Genomic DNA, 20,589 nt, shown 5'->3' with positions numbered 1-20,589 from the left:
TGTAAATTGACACCGGTTGCAGAGACTCGATAATATGGATGTAAACCATGGAAGTTCATAGATAAATAAATGGGAAACCAGAAGGAGGAAGGCAATGAGTAACACAGAAACTAAAACAATGGAATTCGATACTGCCGCCATAATGGAAGCGCTCTACGGACCAGGGATATTAGGGCTGAAAGGAGCCTTCAGCCGTCAATTTGCAAATGAGCTTGGCGAAGATATTGCTGTGCTGTATGAAGAAGCGTTAAAAAGGCCCGGGGGGGCAGTGGGCCGCGGGCCAAAGCGCCATTATGTCGAGATCCATCCTGAGGATATCCGGGGCTTCGTTGAACTGGTTACCCATCCATGGGTGAAGGCAGTCTGCGAATCGGTGCTTGGACCCGATTACAAGATAGTCGAAATTGGCTTCGATGTTCCGAATCCTGGGGCGGTAAACCAGCCATGGCACCGGGACTTCCCCGCACCGGAAGACACTGTGAAGGGACGGCGCCTGAATTCTTTGGCCTTCAATCTTACAACTGTGGATGTAGAGTCTGATATGGGGCCGTTTGAAATTGCCCCTGGAACGCAGTGGGACGATGCATCACAATTTGAACATGAGATGTTCCCTCCGAAGGAATTCTATACCCGTTATGAAGAAAAGGCTGAACAAAAGCTGCCGAAGATGGGGGACATCTCTGTCCGCTCCGCATTGACAATCCACCGTGGAACTGCCAATCATTCGGACAAGGCAAGGCCGGTGCTGGTTCTCGGGGTTGATGCACCTGGCGCAAACAACCATGAGCGGCATGATCTGCAGGTTACCAGGAAGTTTTATGACAGCCTGCCGGAAGAGCTGAAAAAGCATCTGTTCTGCCGGGTTGTAGAAGAACTAGAAGTTATCGTTCAGGGCCACAGCATTGAAGGTCTGATGATGGGTGAAGCCTGAATATACAAAAAGGATACCGGCAGCCGGTATCCTTTATTTTTTACTTTTACTCCGTACCCTCAATGGTCTCTACAATTCTTTCACAAATTTCATGGGTGATCAAGGAGTCCTTAATAGAAGGGTCGGGTGTCTTCCTCTCCCGCACGCAGTCGATAAAGTGGCCTGCTATCTGGTAGAACCCCCGTTTATAGAGGGTAGGCTCCCAGTCACCGAAGCCTGTGAGGCTGACGTCTTTATTATGGTAGTGAACCGTCTCGACAAGGGACTTTACCACATACTTGTGCTGACCTGCATGGTATTCAATCACTTCCTCGGTCACCCCTCCATCGCGGTTCATGATGCCGATGGCAATGCATCCGTCACCAATAAGCTGCACTACCAGCTGATGAAGAAGACCCTCTTTTTTCAGGAATTCTGTCTTTACTTCCATAACCTCTGTATCCATCAGAAACCTCAGTGTATCCACCACATGGACAAAATCCTCTACTACATATCGCCGCGTGTGATCGGGAGATGCAAAGCGGTTCTTCTGCATGAGGATCAGGTTTGCCTTTCCATGATCCTTCAGGCTATTAACCGGCGGAATAAAACGCCGGTTAAACCCGACCATTGCAATCCGGTTTTTTTCCTCAGCCAGCTCCACAATCCTTTTTGTTTCATTTAAATGCAGAGATATAGGTTTATCAATATATACATCTATCCCCGCCAGAAGCAGTGTCTCAGCCATTTCAAAATGCGCCTCTGTGGCTGTGCTGATGAAGGCCGCATCAATGTTTTTAGCAATCAGTTCATCGACGGTCTGTACCTTTTCCGGGATCCGGTATTTGCGAGAAAACTTATTCAGCGTCTCGATATTCCTCGTACACAGAACCAGTTCGATGCCTTCCCGCTCGCTAAGCACCGGCAAATATGCCTTTGCCGCAATATCCCCAATTCCAATTATTCCAATTTTCATCATCACTCACCCCGAGCCTTTCTTTTGCCTTTGAGTTTATCACACACACCGTACCGGAGGCATTCCGAGAGTACTGGGAAAATCATTAGAGCACTGCTCTATGGCAGCGCTCATACTAAGAATCGTTTGGCTTTTACGGCGGTTTAGAACCGGTTTGCTTTAATTTGGAGCGCAATTTGGTCGTAAAGAGTCAATTAGAACCGTTTTGTCTTCACTTGGAGCTCAATTTGGTCGTAAGGCTACAATTAGAACCATTTAGCCTTTACTTAGAGATCAATTTGGTCGTAAAGCGACAATTAGAACCATTTAGCCTTCACTTAGAGCTCAATTTGGACGTAAAGCGACAATTAGAACCGTTTTGCCTTCACTTAGAGCTCAATTTGGACGTAAAGCGACAATTAGAACCGTTTTGCCTTCACTTAGAGCTCAATTTGATCGTAAAGCGACAATTAGAACCATTTAGCCTTTACTTAGAGCTCAATTTGGTCGCAAAGCGACAATTAGAACCATTTAGCCTTCACTTAGAGCTCAATTTGGTTGTAAAGCGACAATTAGACCGATTTGCCTTCACCAACGGCCATAAAAAATTATTTAAGATTAGTTTTCCCTCCGAGCGGTCCCCCATTGGTCATAAAAAATTATTTAAGACCATTTTCTCCATACAGCGGCTTCAATGGGGTCAAAAGCCTTTTCGCCCAATTACCTTAACTTCAGATAAACCAACATTCAAAAACATTACCCTACTTTTTACGCCTGGAAGCAAACAGCGCCGCCCCAAGACCAGCTGCTGCGGCCATTGTTAAGATGGGGTGCTTGGATGCTTTCAATAGTCTTCCCTCTTTACCCGGTACATACTGGAAAAAAATTAAGGTTAAGCCGGCTCCATCCATGTTGATCAAGGAACTCCATTTAGAATGTGCCAAACCCCTAAGTTATGAATGGAAGGAGAAATGGCCCTGGCTTTTTTATAGACTCAAAGAGCAAGAATTAGGACGAAATCGACTGTCTTTCCGGTTAAAATAAATAAAAGAGCCACTGAGAGAATGGAGGAACAGGCTTGTCTTTAGTGAATTTTTCATTTGAGGAGATGTGGGATAGAATCATGGCGTGCGACCGGGCATATGACGGGCTGTTTTATACAGCCGTCAAAACGACACACATCTACTGCAGGCCATCCTGCCGGTCACGGAAGCCCAAGAAAATGAATGTTGAATTTTTCAGGCAGCGTGCTGAAGCGGAGGCAGCAGGATACCGCGCCTGCAAACGGTGCCAGCCAGAAGTGGAGAAATCTCCGCATGAGAGCCTGGTACAGGATATCGCCGCCTATCTTGCCGGCCATTATAAAGAGAGGGTTACGCTCGCTGATATCAGCAGGCAGATTGGTGTCAGCGCTTCTTATTTGGAACGGGTTTTCAAGGCTGAAATGAATGAGACTCCGCGTTCTTACCTGGATAAAATCCGGATCGATAAAGCAGCCCATATGCTTAGCCAGACAGATCTGAGCGGTGCAGAAATCAGCTTTGAAGCAGGTTTTCACAGCCTCTCGAATTATTACAAAGTCTTCCGCAGCTTAATGCACTGCTCTCCCAGTGAATATCGTTCCGCCCGAAAGAATGGGGACATGTGATGAACGGGATTTACTTGAAGATGGAGAGACCGCCGCATTTCAATTTTTCGGAGATTCTGGCATTCCTAAACCGATCGAGCGAGGAAGTGCTGCACAGAGTAGAAGGGCGTACCCTGTTTAAACGGATAAAAGTGGAAGATGAAAGAATTCTGATCAAGGTTACCTGCGAGGAAGGACAAATCCTTTTAGAATTTCCAGCAGGAGCTTCAGAGAACGGCCAAAAAGCCGCATCCGTATATATCAGGGAATGGCTGGACCTGGATCGCGATCTTACTGGATTTTTTTGGACGGCTGCCAGGGATCCTGTCATCGAGGATCTGGCTGTAAGGTTTAAGGGACTCAGGCTGATCGGCATCCCAGACTTGTTTGAAGCTCTTTCCTGGGCAGTCATAGGGCAGCAGATCAATCTTTCGTATGCCTATAAAATTAAGAAACGTTTTGTAGAGAGGTACGGGGAAAGGGCGGATTATGGCGGAGAGACTTATTGGCTTTTTCCGGACTGCAGGCAGATAGCCGTTCTCAGTACGGAGGAACTGACTCAGTTTTCATTCACAAAAAGGAAAGCAGAATATATAATCGGGATAGCAGGGCTCATGGCGGGCAGCAAGCTCACAAAAGAATCCCTGCGCCAGGCAGGGGGCTTCAAAGAAAAGAAGGCTTTGCTGATGAACATAAGGGGAGTGGGGGACTGGACGGCCGAATATGTCCTGATGAAGTGCCTTCGTGAACCTTCAGCCCTGCCCGCAGGCGATGCCGGTTTTCAAAATGCCCTGATAGAACAGCTGGGACTTTCTCACAAGCCGTCAACAGATGAAATCAACAGTGCTGCAGCCCGGTGGAGAGGCTGGGAAGCATATGCAGTGTTCTATTTATGGAGGTCTTTATATGATTGAGTTATATACAGCAGATTACGAATCACCGGTTGGGGTGATTGAAATCAAAGGTACAGAAGAAGGGGTCTTCTCCATCCTTTTCACGGATAAGAAGGCAGCAGAGGAGATGCTTTCAACCCGGGCTCCCGGACCGGTTAAGGAGTGCTATGTTCAGCTTCACGAGTATTTTACAGGAGACAGGATGGATTTCACTTTTCCATATCTCCTGAATGGCACTCCCTTTCAACAGAATGTCTGGAAGGCGCTGACCGCCATTCCCTATGCAAAAACCGGTACCTATAAAAACATTGCAGCTGCCATCGGCAATGAGAAAGCAATCCGCGCGGTAGGCACAGCAAATGGAAGAAACCGCCTGAGCATTGTCATCCCCTGCCACCGAATCATCGGCACAAATGGGACCCTGACAGGCTATGCCGGCGGACTATGGAGGAAGGAATGGCTGCTTCGCCATGAAGAAGCCGTCCTGTCTAAACAGAATCATTGAACCGCCGGCCTTGGAGGCCGGCTTTTCTTTTGAATAGGTCCATTTTTAAAGAGGTTGTTGTTTTTGATGTTTGTAAGTAATGTCATAGTTTAATAAGGTGACCTCCGCTCCAGGCGGAGACTCCTTGATAGCTGCAAGCTGAACCTTCAGGCGAAGCTGAGAAGGCTCATCGCCGGCCCTGCGCAGGCAGAGTGCCTGCAGCGGAAATCAACGTTTTAATCCAAAGCAGTAATTACTTTCGGGAACAGTCTAAATAAAACGGTTCCATGCCTGTTGACACGCGATTACAGGATATGATATTTAATAAGGGGGTTAGCACTCGGATGTAAAGAGTGCTAAAAGATAAAATCGCAGGAGGAGAAAAACGAATGGTCAAGACACAGTTTAAAGCTGAATCAAAAAGGCTTATGGAAATGATGATCAACTCCATTTATTCTCATCGGGAAATATTTTTAAGAGAGTTGATTTCAAACGCCAGCGATGCAATCGATAAAATTTATTACAAGGCACTGACGGATGACACACTGAACTTCGATAAAGACAGCTATTACATAAAAGTAGCGGCAGATAAAGATTCACGGACGCTTACCATCACAGATACCGGGATCGGGATGACAGCTGAAGAGCTGGAAAACAATCTCGGTACCATCGCGAAAAGCGGCTCCCTGGCTTTTAAGAAGGAAAATGAAGTGGAGGAGGACCACGGTATCATCGGGCAGTTCGGTGTGGGCTTTTACTCCGCCTTCATGGTGGCTGACAAGGTGACTGTAGTCTCCAGGGCACTTGGAAGCACGGAAGCCTTCAAGTGGGAATCAGAGGGTGCGGACGGCTATACGCTTGAGCCGTGTGAAAAAGAGACAGTGGGCACAGAGATTACGATGTACATCAAAGAAAACAGCGATGAGGAAAGCTATGATGAATTTCTTGAAGAATACCGCTTGAAGGCGATCATCAAAAAATACTCAGACTTCATCCGCTATCCAATCAAGATGGAAGTGAGCGCTCAAAAGCCGAAGGAAGGCAGCGAGGAGGAGCTTGAGGAAGTAACAGAAGAACAGACCATCAACAGCATGGTGCCAATCTGGAGAAAGAACAAGAGCGAGCTTACGCCGGAGGATTATGAAAACTTTTATGCTGAAAAGCACTATGGCTTTGATAAGCCGCTGAAATCCATTCATATTAGCGTGGACGGGGCCGTGCGCTATCATGCGGTATTATTCATACCTGAAAAAACGCCATATGATTTCTATTCACCGGAATACGAAAAAGGCCTGGAGCTTTATTCCAATGGCGTGCTGATCATGAATAAAAGTGCGGAACTGCTTCCGGACTATTTCAGCTTTGTTAAGGGAATGGTAGAGTCCGATGATTTGTCCCTGAATATTTCAAGGGAAATCCTTCAGCATGACCGCCAGCTTAAGCTGATTGCCAGGAACATTAACAAAAAGATCAAATCAGAGCTGCAAAGTCTGCTGAAGAACGAACGGGAAAAATATGAAGAGTTTTACAAGTCGTTCGGCCGCCAGCTTAAATATGGGGTCTACAGCGACTATGGCACCCATAAAGAAACACTCCAGGATCTCTTGATGTTTTATTCTTCTAAGGAAAAAGGGCTCGTCACCCTTGCTGAGTATGTATCCAGAATGCCGGAAGACCAAAAATACATTTACTATGCATCCGGAGAGTCCAACGAACGGATTGAAAGGCTGCCACAGACGGAAATGGTCGCTGACAAGGGATATGAAATTCTCTTCTTTACAGAAGAAATCGATGAGTTCGCCATTAAAATGCTGATGTCTTATCAGGATAAGGAGTTCCGTTCTGTATCAAGCGCCGACCTTGGCTTTGAAGAAGAGGGGGATAAGGAAGCTTCCGATTCAGAAGAAAACAAAGAGCTTTTCCAATACATGAAAGAGGCCCTCTCAGGCAAGGTGAAGGATGTGCGCATCTCTAAGCGCCTGAAGAGCCATCCGGTCTGTCTATCTGCTGAAGGCCAGGTTTCCATCGAAATGGAAAAGATTTTGAAGGCAATGCCTGACAGCCAGAATGTCCAGGCTGAAAAGGTGCTCGAAATCAATCCGGGCCACGACGTATTCACTGCCCTGAAAGCGGCATTCGAACAGGATAAACAGAAGCTCTCCCTGTACACGAATCTGCTCTATAATCAGGCGCTCCTGATCGAGGGTCTTCCAATCGAGGATCCGGTTGATTTTACAAACGATATCTGCAAAATCATGGTCTAAAAGGAAATAATATTCAGGGAGCATGCTCATCCATGCTCCTTTTTTGTATGTCTGAAATCAAAAAGTTAGAAAAGAAATAACTAATTAGCTTGATCGTGGGTATAACAAAGAAAGCAATCCATTTCTGTTTATACTTAAGATCAGGAGGAAAATCGATGGAATGGAAAGGTAGAAGAGGAAGTTCGAATGTAGAAGACCGCAGGGGAATGGGCGGCGGCAAACTGGTTGGCGGCGGCATCGGCGGCATCATCCTTGTACTTATCGTGACCCTTATGGGCGGTAATCCCGGGGATCTCTTGAATAATATGGGCGTGACCGATCCGGGATCCCGTTCAGATGCCCCGTATGAAGAATCCGCAGAGGAAAAAGAACTGGCGCAGTTCGTCTCAGTGGTCCTTGCTGATACAGAGGATGTGTGGACGGAGGTTTTTGAAAAAGAAGGCAGGGTGTATGAGAAGCCTACCCTGGTATTATATACAGACAGCGTGCAGTCTGCATGCGGGACAGCGGGTTCATCGGTAGGGCCGTTCTATTGTCCGGGCGACCAGAAGCTCTATATCGATTTAAGCTTCTATGATGAACTGCAGCGGAAGTTCCAGGCTCCAGGCGATTTTGCCATGGCCTATGTAATCGCACATGAAGTCGGTCACCATGTACAGAACCTGCTTGGGTCCATGGGTAAGACAGCGGGCGGAGGAAGATCCAATGAACAATCGGTCCCCCTCGAGCTCCAGGCTGACTATCTCGCAGGCGTATGGGCCCACCATGCCCAGGGAATGGACGTGCTTGAGAAAGGCGACCTTGAGGAAGCCATGAATGCCGCAAGCGCTGTCGGGGATGATACCCTCCAGAAAAAGGCTCAGGGGTATGCAGTACCCGAAAGCTTTACACATGGAACATCAGAGCAGCGGAAGCGCTGGTTCTACAAAGGATTCGAAAACGGGACCATTGAAGGCGGAGACACCTTCAGGGCGAAAGATCTATAAAACCGGAGCCTGTTTCCTTTGGGAGGCAGGCTTTTTGTATGTCTGCGGACGCATTTCTGGATGATTCAGCTGTTCATTCATCATTAGAACAAAACGATGTATTATGCAATTTAATTAAGCAAATTACAACCTCTAATGCTGGACATTGGAGGCTTTCTTTTTTCATGAACAAAATGAACAAAATGTCCTTTATGTTTTTTATGCTCTTTAAATTTATAAACTTTATTAGTTTTTTTATTTTTGTAAAATTAAGAAAACGCTTACAAGGGGGATTTATATGTTATCGATCAAGAAGGTTTATGCAGTTATAAGTGCGGGGGCCTTAATGTTAAGCCTGGCTGCCTGCAGCAGCGGCAATGATACAGTGTCTGGAAGCGCCAAGACTGGATACCCGAAAAAAGCCATCACTGTTGTTGCCCCATCTGGAGCCGGTGGAGGCTGGGACTTGACTGCCCGGTCTTTTACAAAGGTTCTGAGTGAGACGAAGCTCGTGAAGCAGCCATTGACTGTAGAGAATAAACCGGGAGGAGGCGGAGCTGTTTTCATGGCGGAATATGCAACACAGCAGGCACAGAATGAGGACATGCTTCTGGTCAACTCCCCGCCGATCATTATCAATAATCTTAAAAAGGAAGGCAACAGCCCATACGGCTATAAAAACGCGGCACCGCTTGCCCAGCTTACAAAGGATTTTGGAGCGATAGTGGTTAAAGCGGATTCTAAGTTCAGCGATTTAAAGTCTGTCCTTGAAGAAGTCAAAAAAGATCCTAAGAAGCTTACTTTTGCCGGCGGATCGGCCCCTGGTTCAATGGATCATCTAATCTCAGTCCTGCCGGCTTATAAGTACGGATTAGATCCGACAAAGCTTAAATATGTCTCCTATGATGGCGGAGGGGAAGCAATCACTGCCCTTCTTGGCGGCAATGCCGATGTTATCGGAACCGATGCCTCAAGTGTAAAAGAGTTCCTGAAGGCAGGGAAAGTAAAAGTGCTTGCTGTCACTGCTTCTGAAAGATTAAGCGGGGATTTTAAAGAGGTGCCTACGGCAAAAGAACAGGGAATTGACGCAGAGTTCACCATCTGGAGAGGTGTATTCGGCCCTGAAAAAATGAGTGGTGAGGCTAAATCATATTGGGAAAAGACGATCGCAAAGCTGGTAAAATCGCCAGAGTGGAAAAAGGAAGTAGAGACACAGGGCTGGGAAATGGAGTACAGAAATGGTTCTGATTTCAAAAAGTTCCTGGGGGAACAGGAAAGCCAGGTTCAGGAGCTTTTGAAGTCGCTCGGTATGCAGAAGTAAAACTAAACGGGGCTGTCCCAGGTTTTAAGGGCCGGCCTCATTAAATTATTCAGAAATTGGGTGATGAAATGAACCTCAAATTTGATCATATTGCGGCTGTCTTATTCCTTGCGGCCGGCGTATTTTTTATTGCGGGAAGCCGAAGTATCGGCCAATCTGCATATGGAAGTGTAGTAGGCCCTGATATTTTCCCCTTATTCCTTGGCATAATCCTTGTTTTGTTAAGCATCCGCTTATTTTACGAGACTATCGGTACGAACGTTGAGGGAGGAAAAAAAGACAAGCTTGAATATAAAACTTTTTTCATTATCCTGGCAGCTGCACTTCTGTATATCCTGACACTTGAAACGATTGGCTATGTAATAACTACCTTCGTTTTTTTGTTCATCAGTTTTCAAGCAATGGAGCGCAGCAAGTGGATTACATCACTTATCATCTCAGCCGTTTTTTCCGGGGTTGTTTATTTCTTATTTGTCGATGTATTGAAAGGGACACTGCCCGGATGGCCCATCTGGTTTTCATAATAGAAAGGAGACTGCCTGATGAGTACGCTGGATTTTCTGATTCACGGTTTTGGAACTGCCCTTATCTGGTATAACTTAATATTTGCCTTCGTGGGCGTATTGATTGGGACAGCGGTCGGTGTGCTTCCCGGAATCGGCCCAATGAGCGGGGTGGCGCTCCTTATTCCTGTCACTGCTTCTATTACAGGAGGGCTGCCGCCTGAACAGGCTGCGGCAAGTGCGATCATCCTGCTGGCAGGGGTCTATTATGGGGCTATGTATGGCGGATCGACTACATCCATTTTATTAAATACACCTGGTGAGTCATCCTCGGTGGTGACGACTTTAGATGGTTATCAGATGGCGAAAAAGGGGAGAGCCGGCAGCGCATTATCCATTGCTGCAATCGGCTCATTTGCAGCAGGCATTTTTACCCTTGCTGCACTTATTGTACTGGCTAAGCCGCTGTCAAACGTTGCTCTGAAGTTTGGCCCGGCTGAATACTTTTCACTTATGCTGCTTGGATTGGGTGCCGTCAGCGGATTGGCTGGAAAATCTGTGACCAAGGCGATGATCATGACCGTCAGCGGATTATTGCTTGGTACGATTGGAATTGACAGTGTTTCTGGCATTGCAAGATTCACCTTTGATGTCCCCTGGCTCTATCAGGGGATAGAATTCCTTACCGTAGCTGTAGGATTGTTTGCCCTTGGAGAAGTCTTTAAGACAATCCTTGAAAATGAAGAAGAGGATACCAATATCGCTAAGATCAACACTCTGCTGCCAACAAGGGAAGAAATGAAGGAATCGGCAGGGCCCATAGCAAGGGGATCGATTCTGGGATTCTTTATCGGTATCCTTCCGGGTGCCGGAGCAACGCTTGCTTCCTTCTTTTCCTATATCTTTGAAAAAAAGATCTCAAAAACACCTGAAAAGTTTGGCACCGGGACAATTGCCGGCGTGGCTGCACCAGAATCCGCCAATAACGCTGCATCAGGAGGAGCCATGATACCCTTATTGACATTGGGGATACCGGGCTCCGGGACTACTGCCATTTTGATGGGTGCATTAATGATGTACAATGTTCAGCCAGGTCCGCTGCTTTTTGAAGATCATCCACAGGTGGCCTGGGGATTGATAGCCAGTATGTTCATCGGCAATGTCATGCTGCTGATACTGAATCTGCCTCTGGTTAAGGTATTTGCGAAAATCATCCAGACGCCAAAGCAGTTTTTGATTCCGATCATTATCGCCATTTCGATATTCGGCGTGTATGCAGTCCAGGTTTCTACTAACGACCTCCTGCTCCTTTTGGTCTGCGGCGTGCTGGGATATTTCCTAAGTAAGCATGATTACCCTATTGCACCGCTCGTGCTTGGCCTGGTACTCGGGCCGATGATAGAAAATAATTTTCGCCGTGCCCTGACCATATCAAATGGAGATTATAGTATTTTTGTGATACGTCCCATTTCAGCGGTGTTTTTGATTGTGGCGGTGCTATGGCTGCTCATTCCGGTTGTTTTGAAGAAGAAAGGAAAGAATGTCATTATAAATGAAGCAGCATAACTAGTAATAATCAGATAATTTTGAAAAGCTCCTTTTTTTAAGGAGTTTTTTTAGTATGATGATATAGAGGTGTGAACATTGCGGTTACATACAAAATTAATGCTTGGGATTTGTGTACTCATCATCCTTATGGGGGGATTTTTCGAGTACACCTTCATAACGATAATGGAAGATAATCTGAAACATGAAAAAGGCGCAAAAGCGTTGTCGGTGGCTGAAACATTGTCTAATATGCCATCCATCCAGGAAGCTTTTTTTGATAAAAACCCTGCCGCTGTCATTCAGCCTATTGCAGAAAAGGTCCGGGAAGATGTGGGAGCAGAATTTATCGTGATCGGAAATCGCAATGAAATCAGGTACTCCCACCCAAATCCAATAATGATAGGGCAAAAGATGGTCGGTGGCGATAACGGCCAGGTTTTTAAAGGACACTCCTCAATCACAGAATCGACTGGCACCCTTGGCCCTTCTCTGAGGGGAAAGGCACCTGTATTCAGTGGTGGAGAAGTAATTGGGGTTGTTTCTGTCGGCTATTTACAGACTGATATCAAACAGGAGCTTTCCAAAATCACCAGGAAGATTTTTATCGTAAACCTTATTATTTTAGCAGGAGGTTTACTCGCTGCCCTATTAATCTCGTTAAACATTAAACGGGCTATTTTCGGACTGGAACCGAGGGAAATAGCCTGGATGTATCAGGAGAAGCATGCCATCCTGGAATCCATCCATGAAGGAATCATTGCAATCGATACTCTTGGGAAAATGACTGTTGTCAATGAAACCGCCCATAAAATCCTCGGCATACCAAATGACATTTTCCTGCGCGGTAAAAAAATCGAGGATGTCATTGAGAATACGCATCTGCTGGAGGTTGCCCGCTCGGGCAGGGCGGAGCATGACCGGGAGCTCATGATACAGGGGGAAGTATTCCTTGTAAACCGGATACCAATTTTAGACAAAAAGGGTGTAGTGATTGGTGCTGTAGCAAGCCTGCGCAGCAAATCAGAGCTGACAAGCCTCCTGCAGGAATTATCTCATGTAAAGGCATACGCTGAGGGCCTGCGCGCACAGACCCATGAATATTCGAACAAGCTCTATACCCTGCTGGGCTTGATTCAGCTGGGATCCTATAAAGAAGCGGTTGAATTTATTTCAAAGGAAGTCGACGTGACACAAGGCTTCATTCATTTCTTGATAACTGAAATCCCGGATCCGATCATTGCAGGATTTGTTTTAGGGAAAGTCAGCCTGGCAAGTGAACTGAAAATCAGTTTTACCGTGGACCGCAGCAGCAGCTTCAAGGACGTCCCTGCTTCCATTGACAGGAAAAGCCTGGTCACGATCATTGGCAATCTAGTGAACAATGCCTTTGAAGCAGCGAGAGAAAATGAAAAGCCGGAAAAGCAGGTCTCACTCTTTTTAACAGACCTTGGCAGGGAACTCATTATTGAAGTGGAGGATAACGGAAAAGGGATTGCAGAAGGCGATGATAATAGAATTTTTCAAGAGGGCTTTTCTACAAAGAGTAAAAACAGCAATGCGGGAATCGGGCTGAGCCTGGTTAATGAAGCGGTCAAGAGTCTGGGCGGCGTCATTACTTTTTCAACAGAAGTGGGCGAGGGCACAATATTTACGGTGGCGATACCTAAATGAGGGGTTGTTTTCATGCACAGAAGTCGCGATATAGAGGTGTTGATCGTTGAGGATGATTTGCGGATAGCAGAGATCCAAAAGCGGTTCATCGAGCAGTTACAAGGGTTTCAGACAGTGGGGATTGCGGCAGGCTATGCAGAGGCAAAAAGTTTTATAGAAGTCATGCAGCCGGATCTGCTGCTGCTGGATGTTCATTTTCCTGACATGAACGGGCTTGACCTTTTAAAAGAAACAAAAATGGAAAGCAGGCAGATCGAAGTGATCATGATCACTGCTGCAAAAGAGATTAATAAAGTCCAGGAGGCCATCAGCATCGGTGTATTCGATTACATCATAAAACCGGTAGTGTTTGATAGATTCAAACAGGCACTTCTGCGGTTTCAGGAATATCATTGCAATCTCCGCTCTTTAAGCCGCGGTTTTCAGGTTACACAGGAACAGGTGGATAAGCTGCTGCGAAAAGAAATTGAAGCAGGCAGCGGTGAAAAAGCCTATTTACCAAAGGGGATCGATCCCCTGACTCTTGAAAAAGTACTGGAGGTATTGGCTAGGGCGCATATGGGTCTTACAGCAGAAGTGGTGGCAAAGGAAATCGGAGTAAGCAGGACCACGGCGAGGAGATACCTGGAACATCTCATTTCAGAGGAAAAGGTCAAGGCCGACCTGGCTTATGGAACAGTGGGCCGGCCAGAGAGAGTGTACATAGTGGAAGGCTGATGATCAATTGAAAGAGGCTGTACTTGCAAATATGAACAATCTTGAAGAATCTCTTAAAGAAACAGAGGAAGGGGAGCCCGCAAACAGCACAAAATGATACTGGTATACATTTTTAATGCCTCCTATCCATTAGGCGGCTTTTTTGGTGTGCTGCCTTGCCGGAGCAGGTTCCTGATTGTAAATAAAAGTAAGTTGTTCGACAGAGGCCGGAGCGCTATAGTAATATGGAATAATTATTATGTGGGGGTGAAGGCTTTTGATCAATCTTATACCCTTGATGATTGAACGTGTGGGCGTGATCCTGATGGCTGTGTTTCTTCTGTCACAGATCAAGTCGTTCCGCAGGATTATCCATAATGAGCAGGGCTATAAAGAAAAACTGGTGCTGATTGCCTTTTTTGGTCTCTTTGGCATCATCAGCAATTATACAGGAATAGAAATCAAGCATAACTCCGTCACCGAGAACAGCTGGCTGATCGGCGTCGAGCCAGACAGTGCGATTGCCAATACACGGATCATGGGAATAGCAATCGGTTCCCTGCTGGGCGGTCCTGCAGCCGGCATCGGAATCGGGCTTATCTCCGGAGTTCATAGATATTTCCTCGGCGGGTTTACTGCGGAAGCATGCGCCATATCAGCCGTCCTGGCAGGTGCGGCGGCAGGTTATCTTGGCATGCAGCGCAGGAAGAAAAAAGCCATTACTCCAGCCTTTGCGGTTGGGGTAGGTGCGTCCATGGAGATTATCCAGATGGGAATCATCCTTGCCGTAACAAGGCCATTCGAGCTTGCCTGGGGATTGGTGAAAATCATCGGCATTCCTATGATCGCTATCAATGCTCTCGGCATGCTGCTGTTTATGCTGATCATTCAATATATCCTGCGCGAGCAGGAACGGACAAAGGCGCTGCAGACAAGCAAGGCCTTTTATATTGCAGATCGGACGCTTCCCTATTTCCGGCGGGGCCTTAACCGTGACTCATGCAGGCAGGTGGCGGAGATCATGCTTGGGCTGACGGATGCCGATGCCATTGCCATCACTGATTCAACAGGTGTGCTTGCCCATGCCGGCGCAGCTTCCGATCATCATGTGCCGATGCCAGGCTTCTCCACTGGGCTGACAAAAAGGGTGCTGAAGGAGGGGAAGGTGCTGACTGCAAGGAGCCGTGAGGAAATCCTCTGTATGCAGGAATCCTGCCCGCTCCGGGCGGCTGTCGTGCTGCCGCTTAAAGTGCACGACAAGACGGTAGGGACACTAAAGCTCTATTTCACAAAACCTGAAGCTTTGACAGAGGTAGAGAAGGAGCTGGCCGAGGGACTCGCCAACTTATTTTCTACCCAGCTTGAGCTGGCTGAGGCCGAAGAACAGACCAAGCTCCTGAAGGATGCTGAAATCAAGGCACTGCAGGCCCAGGTTCATCCGCATTTCTTCTTTAACGCCATCAATACCATTTCCGTACTATGCCGGACAAACCCGGAAAAGGCCAGGAAGCTGCTGCTGGAACTGAGCCATTTCTTCCGCAGCAATCTGCAGGGGGCGCGCCAGATTCTCATCCCCCTGGAAAAGGAAATCGAGCATGTAAAAGCATATCTTTCCCTTGAGCAGGCACGGTTTCCCGATAAATATGAAGTGAGATTTGACATTGAGGAGGGGGCGGAAAAAAGCCTGCTCCCTCCCTTCATCCTGCAGCCGCTTGTGGAAAACAGCATCAGGCACGCCTTTTCGCGTTCAAAAGAAAAGGGAGAAGTTCTGGTTTCGGCACGTATAAATGATGATTTCCTGCATATCGGTGTAAAGGACAATGGAAACGGAATTGTGCCGGAGAAGCTTGCCGTCCTTGGGAAGGAAACTATGGAGTCCCGCCACGGGACGGGGACGGCACTGGTGAATATCAAAGAGCGGCTGGATCGGATGTATAACCAAAGAGCCGGGTTTAACATCGCGAGTCCTGATAGAAAAGGGACCTATATCTCCATCAAGATACCTGCAGACAGAAAGGGGGTTTATAACAGCCATGATGAAAGCCTTTATAGTGGATGATGAGCCCCTTGCCAGGGATGAGCTGAAATATCTCCTGGCAAGGACAAGGGAAGTAGAAACAGCCGGTGAAGCGGGAAGCATGATTGATGCCCTGGAGCAGATCAAGCAATTAAAACCCGACTTGATCTTTCTAGATATCGAGCTATCCGAAGACAGCGGCCTTGAGCTTGCTGGCGAAATCCGCCGGCTGGACTTCTCGCCCGCCATCATTTTTGCCACTGCCTATGATGAATTTGCGCTAAAAGCTTTTGAACTGGACGCGGTCGATTATGTGCTGAAGCCTTTTGATGAAGACAGAATCAGACAGACGATCCATAAGATAAAAGCGCTGAGAGGAACAGCGGGACCCGAAGCAGAAACAGCAGCGGAATCCAGGCAGATGCCTGCTTTTCAGACCGGAAAGCTTGCTGTATATGCCGATGACCGGATTATTCTGATCGACATTGATTCAATCGTCTATCTGGCAAGCGCTGAGGGAAGGACGGTGCTTAAAACCATGGAGGGCGAGTATAAAGTGCCCGAAGCTTTATCGGCGGTGGAGAAGAAGCTCACAAATCTTCATATGATCAGGGTTCACCGGAGTTATTTTGTGAATGTGGATTATATAGCCGAAATCCAGCCCTGGTTCAATTCCACCTATAATCTGATCATGAAAGAGGGGACAAGCATCCCCGTCAGCCGGACTTATGTAAAGGATCTTAAACACCTGCTTGGTTTTTAAGGTCCTTTTTTGCATTTTATCCCCTTTAATCTGCAGGTCAGGGCTGGTTTTCTGCGAGTTGTTATGAAAACGCTGTCATTCTATTTTCATGGCGTATAGTAGAAGCTATAGAACGATAACAGAGAGGGGCAGACAAAAAAATGAATGCGATTTCAATGGTAATTGGCTCTATTTGTATACTTATGATAGCTTATCGCTTATATGGAACCTTTATGGCTGTAAAGGTTTTAAAATTAGATGATTCCAAAAAGACCCCTGCGCACGAACTGGAGGATGGCAAGGACTATGTGCCGACTAACCGCTGGGTGACATTCGGCCATCACTTTGCCGCGATAGCCGCTGCCGGCCCGCTGGTGGGACCGATTCTGGCTGCGCAATTCGGATATCTCCCAGGCCTTCTTTGGCTCCTGATTGGGGCTGTAATCGGCGGAGCGGTCCATGATGCTGTGGTTCTCTTCGCTTCTATGAGACAGCGGGGCGAATCGCTTGCTGAAGTGGCAAAAAAAGAGCTTGGCCCGGTGGCCGGCTTTTGCACAGGACTTGCTATGCTGTTCATCATTACAATTACAATGGCAGGGCTCTCAATGGTTGTGCTTCACGCATTGGAGCATAATCCATGGGGCACATTCACAGTCGGCATCACAATCCCGATTGCTATGGGTGTAGGGCTGTACCACAGGAAGACCGGAAACCTGAAAGGAGCTTCCATAGTAGGCTTCCTGCTGATCATGGCCGCTGTATTCTTCGGTCCATATATCCAGGATTCAGTCCTTGGTGACTGGCTCACACTTGATGTGAAGACCTTGTCACTGATTTTGCCAATCTATGCATTCTTTGCGGCTGCACTGCCTGTATGGCTCCTGCTTGCACCGCGTGATTATCTCAGTTCCTTCATGAAAATAGGCGTATTCGTTGCCCTGATTGCCGGCGTCTTTGTAGTCAATCCAACATTGCAGATGCCTGCCCTCACAGAATTCATCGGCGGCGGAGGTCCTGTGATCAGCGGCCCGGTCTGGCCGTTCATCTCCATCACGATTGCCTGCGGAGCGATCTCTGGCTTCCATGCCTTTGTCGGCTCAGGGACAACGCCGAAGATGCTTGACCGCTGGAGTGACATCAAGCCTGTAGGTTTTGGTGCGATGCTGGTGGAATGTGTAGTGGGCATCATGGCCCTTGTGGCTGCGACCGCTCTGCATCCCGGCGATTATTTCGCCATCAACTCCACGCCGGAAGTGTTCAAGACACTAGGAATGGAGACAGTGAATCTAGCCCAGCTAAGCAAGGACATCGGCCTTGATCTTGAAGGCCGGACAGGGGGCGCTGTTACGCTTGCTGTCGGCATGACCTATATCTTTACCGATATCTCATGGTTCTCCAAGCTTTCGTCTTTCTTCTTCCAATTTGTCATCATGTTTGAGGCGCTGTTCATACTGACAGCCATCGACTCAGGCACGCGGGTTGCCCGCTATCTGATTCAGGATTTTGGAGGAGCTTTCTATAAGCCTCTTAAAAGGGTGGACTGGATTCCAGGAAACATCTTTGCCAGCGCACTGGCCTGCTTCTTATGGGGATATCTCCTGTTTTCCGGCGATATTGGATCTGTCTGGGCACTATTCGGGGTATCCAACCAGCTGATGGCCTCCATCGGCCTGATCATCGGGGCTACCATCATCCTGAAGGTGGCGGACAAGCGCCGGTACATGCTGACATGCCTCATTCCGCTGGCGTATCTATATGTAACCGTCAATTATGCCGGCTACTGGATGGTCAAGAATGTTTATCTTAATTCCGCTGCGGCAGGCTACAGCGTCCTCAATGCTGTATTGTCCATCACCATGCTTGCGCTGGGGGTCGTCATCATGATCACAGCCGTCAAGAATTGGCTGGAAACCTGGAACAGGCCTGCACTAAAGCTGAATAAGAAAACTGCATAACTAAAAAGACACTGCAAGCCTTCCGGGGCTGCAGTGTTTTTTTACTGTTTTCGCATAAATTGTGCTCGCAACCCATCCATGGAAAGGAACCCAGACAAAAACAGGAACATTCACAATAAGGCGGTGGAGCGGAGTAAGGCGCAGGCAGGTATGCCAGCGAGAGAAATTTACCTGGCTGCTGAAGCCTTATGATTCGTGCAGCCCCGCTCCTTTTCCGCAGAAAAAGACAGGCCGCAGAGGGCCTGTCTTTACCCATTCAACAAGTTCTGGATCACTATATGGGTAAGGTTGGGTACGATCTCGAGGGAATACTGCAGCTCCATCCTCTCGAGCATCTTGTGGGCATCCAATCCGTAGGGTCCGATGTTGACCACAGGAACATTCAGCTTTTTTATGCTGGCATAATCTACAAAATGCTTTGTTCCCCATCCAGGGTTGTTGTTAATAACAGCGCCGATTCCTTCCTCGTCATCACTGAGGGCGACAAAGCTCATGTCAGAAATATACGGGAAGAAGTTCCTGGTGACGATCGGGTGCGGATAGGATGGCTGAATTTTAGCGGCTGCGTCGTCCAGGGCCTGTATGAGCGCCTGCTCTCCCGGAGTATTGCCGGCAAGCTCAATTCGCGGCGAATAAAGCGATGAGTAGAATACAATGACTGCCGGACTCTTATCCTTCATCCATTTCCAGGCTTCCTCGACGACCCGGGCTGCGAACATACGGGTGTCAAGGCTGTCATCAAGCATGAGAGTCCCCTTGAACCCCTCCATATGATTGGTGAATGCTTCGCCGTTCTCTTTTATCAGAAGCCGTTCCATTTCCTCATAAGTCATGACGGACGGCTTAAAGGAACGGGCTGAATAGGGCTCATGCGTCAGCTTGCAATGCTGCCTGTATCTTTCGTCATACAGGTCCAGGGCATTCTGAAAGGCTATTTGGGCCTGTTCTTTCAGCTTAATGAGTACATCCTTCGGTGACCATGAGTGAATGAAGAAGTTGTAGTACACATAAGCCGACAACGCGGTCTGTACCGTATAAGAAGGCTTAAGGTCCGTCTGCTTCAGGGACACAGGAGGGACTGTGGTCTCACCATAGGCTTCATTGCTGAGTTCAGGGTTGTAATTGATCTGCCTGGTAAGCTCAGCTGCGATGAAATTAGGATCAATTCCCTCAAAGCAGGAGCCTACATGGGTTTCGGCACCTGTGATAAAGAAGGAAGGCAGCAGCTTGCCGACTGTCCCTTTGTATATATAGCGGTTCTCGTCCCCTTCGTACCGCGGGGACACAAAATCCGAATTAATGGCTGCTGCATACTCAAAATTATGCTCTTCTTTCCAATCATTTAAGATATGAAGGGCAGACAGGACTCCATGTGAGCCGTCCTCCTCATCACATTCACAAAGGAAGACGATATTGCCATCGAGCTCATTTGGGTGTTCAGAATAATACTTTAGCAGATAAAGATGGCTGGCAACGCCGCTTTTCATATCTAATACACCGCGGCCGAACATCCACTCCCCGGACTCCAGATGCTCCCTGGCAGCGGAAGGCAAATCTCCCTTTCGGAGTGCCTCCATCAGCTCATCGGGTGAACAGGCGATGTCTTTCAATTGATTAAAATCATCTATTCCCACGGTATCCATATGCCCCATCAGGATCACAGTCCGATTGCTGTTACCCTTCGTCCCTTTGACGCAGGCGAGCACATTGTACCGATCTTCAGTATCATCAACGGTCGGCGAAAGAATCAGCTGTGAAGGATTTTCGTTAAAATAAGAGAAGGTAGTAAGCAGCGTATATATTGAGTGTGCCATTACCTTCTCCCCTGGAGTATTCACAATGCTTTCAGTACTAACCAGCTGTTTCGTAAAGTTCAAGACTTCCTCACGGCATTGCAGCATAGCCTCTGGCTCCTTTTTATATGAAAATAAAATCTATAGGTATTCTAACAGATTTTAGGAGAGCATCAACAAACATTGCCCAGGAAATATAATTTTAGAAAACCTTTTAATATAAAGAATGTTGATTTATAAGTTCT

At 47.4% G+C, this 20,589-nt stretch carries 16 protein-coding genes; 14 read left to right on the top strand and 2 right to left on the bottom strand.

Annotation, left to right across the window (positions count from 1 at the left end; all coding sequences use genetic code 11):
- The first annotated feature begins 94 nt into the window (after positions 1-94).
- Positions 95-931: a phytanoyl-CoA dioxygenase family protein gene (locus V1501_RS20940; RefSeq protein ID WP_409290800.1), complete on the top strand. Its 837-nt coding sequence runs from the start codon at positions 95-97 to the stop codon at positions 929-931.
- 46 nt (positions 932-977) lie between these two features.
- Here the strand turns inward: V1501_RS20940 and V1501_RS20935 are convergent, their stop codons facing one another.
- Positions 978-1,886, bottom strand: a complete 909-nt coding sequence (locus V1501_RS20935) for a Gfo/Idh/MocA family protein (protein ID WP_409290799.1) — start codon at positions 1,884-1,886, stop codon at positions 978-980.
- Between the two features lie 1,057 nt (positions 1,887-2,943).
- Between V1501_RS20935 and V1501_RS20930 the strand changes: the two genes are divergently transcribed.
- From V1501_RS20930 to cstA, 13 genes are all read left to right on the top strand, one after another.
- A complete protein-coding gene (locus V1501_RS20930) occupies positions 2,944-3,513 on the top strand; it encodes a bifunctional transcriptional activator/DNA repair enzyme AdaA (protein WP_409290798.1) in 570 nt (189 codons plus the stop codon).
- Positions 3,513-4,406, top strand: coding sequence for a DNA-3-methyladenine glycosylase family protein (locus tag V1501_RS20925; RefSeq protein ID WP_409290797.1), 894 nt, complete (start codon positions 3,513-3,515; stop codon positions 4,404-4,406). Before V1501_RS20930 ends, V1501_RS20925 begins: the two co-directional genes overlap by 1 nt.
- Positions 4,399-4,890 carry a methylated-DNA--[protein]-cysteine S-methyltransferase gene (locus tag V1501_RS20920; protein ID WP_409290796.1) on the top strand — a complete coding sequence of 164 codons (492 nt, stop codon included), beginning with the start codon at positions 4,399-4,401 and terminating at the stop codon, positions 4,888-4,890. Before V1501_RS20925 ends, V1501_RS20920 begins: the two co-directional genes overlap by 8 nt.
- A gap of 368 nt (positions 4,891-5,258) precedes the next feature.
- Entirely contained in the window at positions 5,259-7,133 is a 1,875-nt protein-coding gene (htpG, locus tag V1501_RS20915) for a molecular chaperone HtpG (RefSeq protein WP_409290795.1), read from the top strand.
- A 155-nt stretch (positions 7,134-7,288) separates the two neighbouring features.
- Complete coding sequence (locus V1501_RS20910; protein ID WP_409290794.1) at positions 7,289-8,119, top strand: neutral zinc metallopeptidase; 831 nt, start codon at positions 7,289-7,291, stop codon at positions 8,117-8,119.
- 277 nt (positions 8,120-8,396) lie between these two features.
- A complete protein-coding gene (locus V1501_RS20905; protein WP_409290793.1) occupies positions 8,397-9,419 on the top strand; it encodes a Bug family tripartite tricarboxylate transporter substrate binding protein in 1,023 nt (340 codons plus the stop codon).
- 68 nt (positions 9,420-9,487) lie between these two features.
- On the top strand, positions 9,488-9,943 hold the full coding sequence (locus V1501_RS20900; RefSeq protein ID WP_409290792.1) for a tripartite tricarboxylate transporter TctB family protein: 456 nt from the start codon (positions 9,488-9,490) through the stop codon (positions 9,941-9,943).
- 18 nt (positions 9,944-9,961) lie between these two features.
- The gene (locus V1501_RS20895; RefSeq protein ID WP_409290791.1) at positions 9,962-11,488 is read left to right on the top strand and encodes a tripartite tricarboxylate transporter permease; all 1,527 of its coding nucleotides are present in this window, start codon (positions 9,962-9,964) and stop codon (positions 11,486-11,488) included.
- Between the two features lie 78 nt (positions 11,489-11,566).
- The gene (locus tag V1501_RS20890) at positions 11,567-13,141 is read left to right on the top strand and encodes an ATP-binding protein (protein ID WP_409290790.1); all 1,575 of its coding nucleotides are present in this window, start codon (positions 11,567-11,569) and stop codon (positions 13,139-13,141) included.
- 12 nt (positions 13,142-13,153) lie between these two features.
- Entirely contained in the window at positions 13,154-13,858 is a 705-nt protein-coding gene (locus tag V1501_RS20885) for a response regulator (RefSeq protein WP_409290789.1), read from the top strand.
- A gap of 256 nt (positions 13,859-14,114) precedes the next feature.
- Positions 14,115-15,896, top strand: coding sequence for a LytS/YhcK type 5TM receptor domain-containing protein (locus V1501_RS20880; RefSeq protein ID WP_409290788.1), 1,782 nt, complete (start codon positions 14,115-14,117; stop codon positions 15,894-15,896).
- Positions 15,871-16,617 carry a LytR/AlgR family response regulator transcription factor gene (locus V1501_RS20875; protein ID WP_409290787.1) on the top strand — a complete coding sequence of 249 codons (747 nt, stop codon included), beginning with the start codon at positions 15,871-15,873 and terminating at the stop codon, positions 16,615-16,617. The genes V1501_RS20880 and V1501_RS20875 overlap by 26 nt, the downstream gene beginning before the upstream one ends.
- 140 nt (positions 16,618-16,757) lie before the next feature.
- Positions 16,758-18,551 (top strand): carbon starvation protein CstA, encoded by a 1,794-nt coding sequence (gene cstA, locus V1501_RS20870; protein WP_409290786.1) that lies wholly within the window; start codon positions 16,758-16,760, stop codon positions 18,549-18,551.
- A gap of 248 nt (positions 18,552-18,799) precedes the next feature.
- On the opposite strand, the gene V1501_RS20865 is transcribed toward cstA, so the two are convergent.
- Entirely contained in the window at positions 18,800-20,452 is a 1,653-nt protein-coding gene (locus tag V1501_RS20865; protein WP_409290785.1) for a M20/M25/M40 family metallo-hydrolase, read from the bottom strand.
- Between the last annotated feature and the right edge of the window lie 137 nt (positions 20,453-20,589).

The sequence above is a fragment of the Paraperibacillus esterisolvens genome, from assembly GCF_046237625.1.
GTDB lineage: Bacteria > Bacillota > Bacilli > Bacillales > DSM-1321 > Paraperibacillus > Paraperibacillus esterisolvens.
The sequence above is the reverse complement of the archived record's forward strand: the minus strand, read 5'-3'. Positions and strand labels throughout refer to the sequence as shown.

Excerpts from the sequence above, each read along its gene's own strand:
- V1501_RS20905 (WP_409290793.1), top strand. The coding sequence starts at position 8,397 with ATGTTATCGATCAAGAAGGTTTATGCAGTTATAAGTGCGGGGGCCTTA.
- V1501_RS20865 (WP_409290785.1), bottom strand. The coding sequence starts at position 20,452 with ATGCTGCAATGCCGTGAGGAAGTCTTGAACTTTACGAAACAGCTGGTT.
- V1501_RS20935 (WP_409290799.1), bottom strand. The coding sequence starts at position 1,886 with ATGAAAATTGGAATAATTGGAATTGGGGATATTGCGGCAAAGGCATAT.
- V1501_RS20895 (WP_409290791.1), top strand. The coding sequence starts at position 9,962 with ATGAGTACGCTGGATTTTCTGATTCACGGTTTTGGAACTGCCCTTATC.
- V1501_RS20940 (WP_409290800.1), top strand. The coding sequence starts at position 95 with ATGAGTAACACAGAAACTAAAACAATGGAATTCGATACTGCCGCCATA.
- V1501_RS20875 (WP_409290787.1), top strand. The coding sequence starts at position 15,871 with ATGATGAAAGCCTTTATAGTGGATGATGAGCCCCTTGCCAGGGATGAG.
- cstA (WP_409290786.1), top strand. The coding sequence starts at position 16,758 with ATGAATGCGATTTCAATGGTAATTGGCTCTATTTGTATACTTATGATA.
- V1501_RS20920 (WP_409290796.1), top strand. The coding sequence starts at position 4,399 with ATGATTGAGTTATATACAGCAGATTACGAATCACCGGTTGGGGTGATT.
- V1501_RS20900 (WP_409290792.1), top strand. The coding sequence starts at position 9,488 with ATGAACCTCAAATTTGATCATATTGCGGCTGTCTTATTCCTTGCGGCC.
- V1501_RS20885 (WP_409290789.1), top strand. The coding sequence starts at position 13,154 with ATGCACAGAAGTCGCGATATAGAGGTGTTGATCGTTGAGGATGATTTG.
- V1501_RS20925 (WP_409290797.1), top strand. The coding sequence starts at position 3,513 with ATGAACGGGATTTACTTGAAGATGGAGAGACCGCCGCATTTCAATTTT.
- htpG (WP_409290795.1), top strand. The coding sequence starts at position 5,259 with ATGGTCAAGACACAGTTTAAAGCTGAATCAAAAAGGCTTATGGAAATG.
- V1501_RS20910 (WP_409290794.1), top strand. The coding sequence starts at position 7,289 with ATGGAATGGAAAGGTAGAAGAGGAAGTTCGAATGTAGAAGACCGCAGG.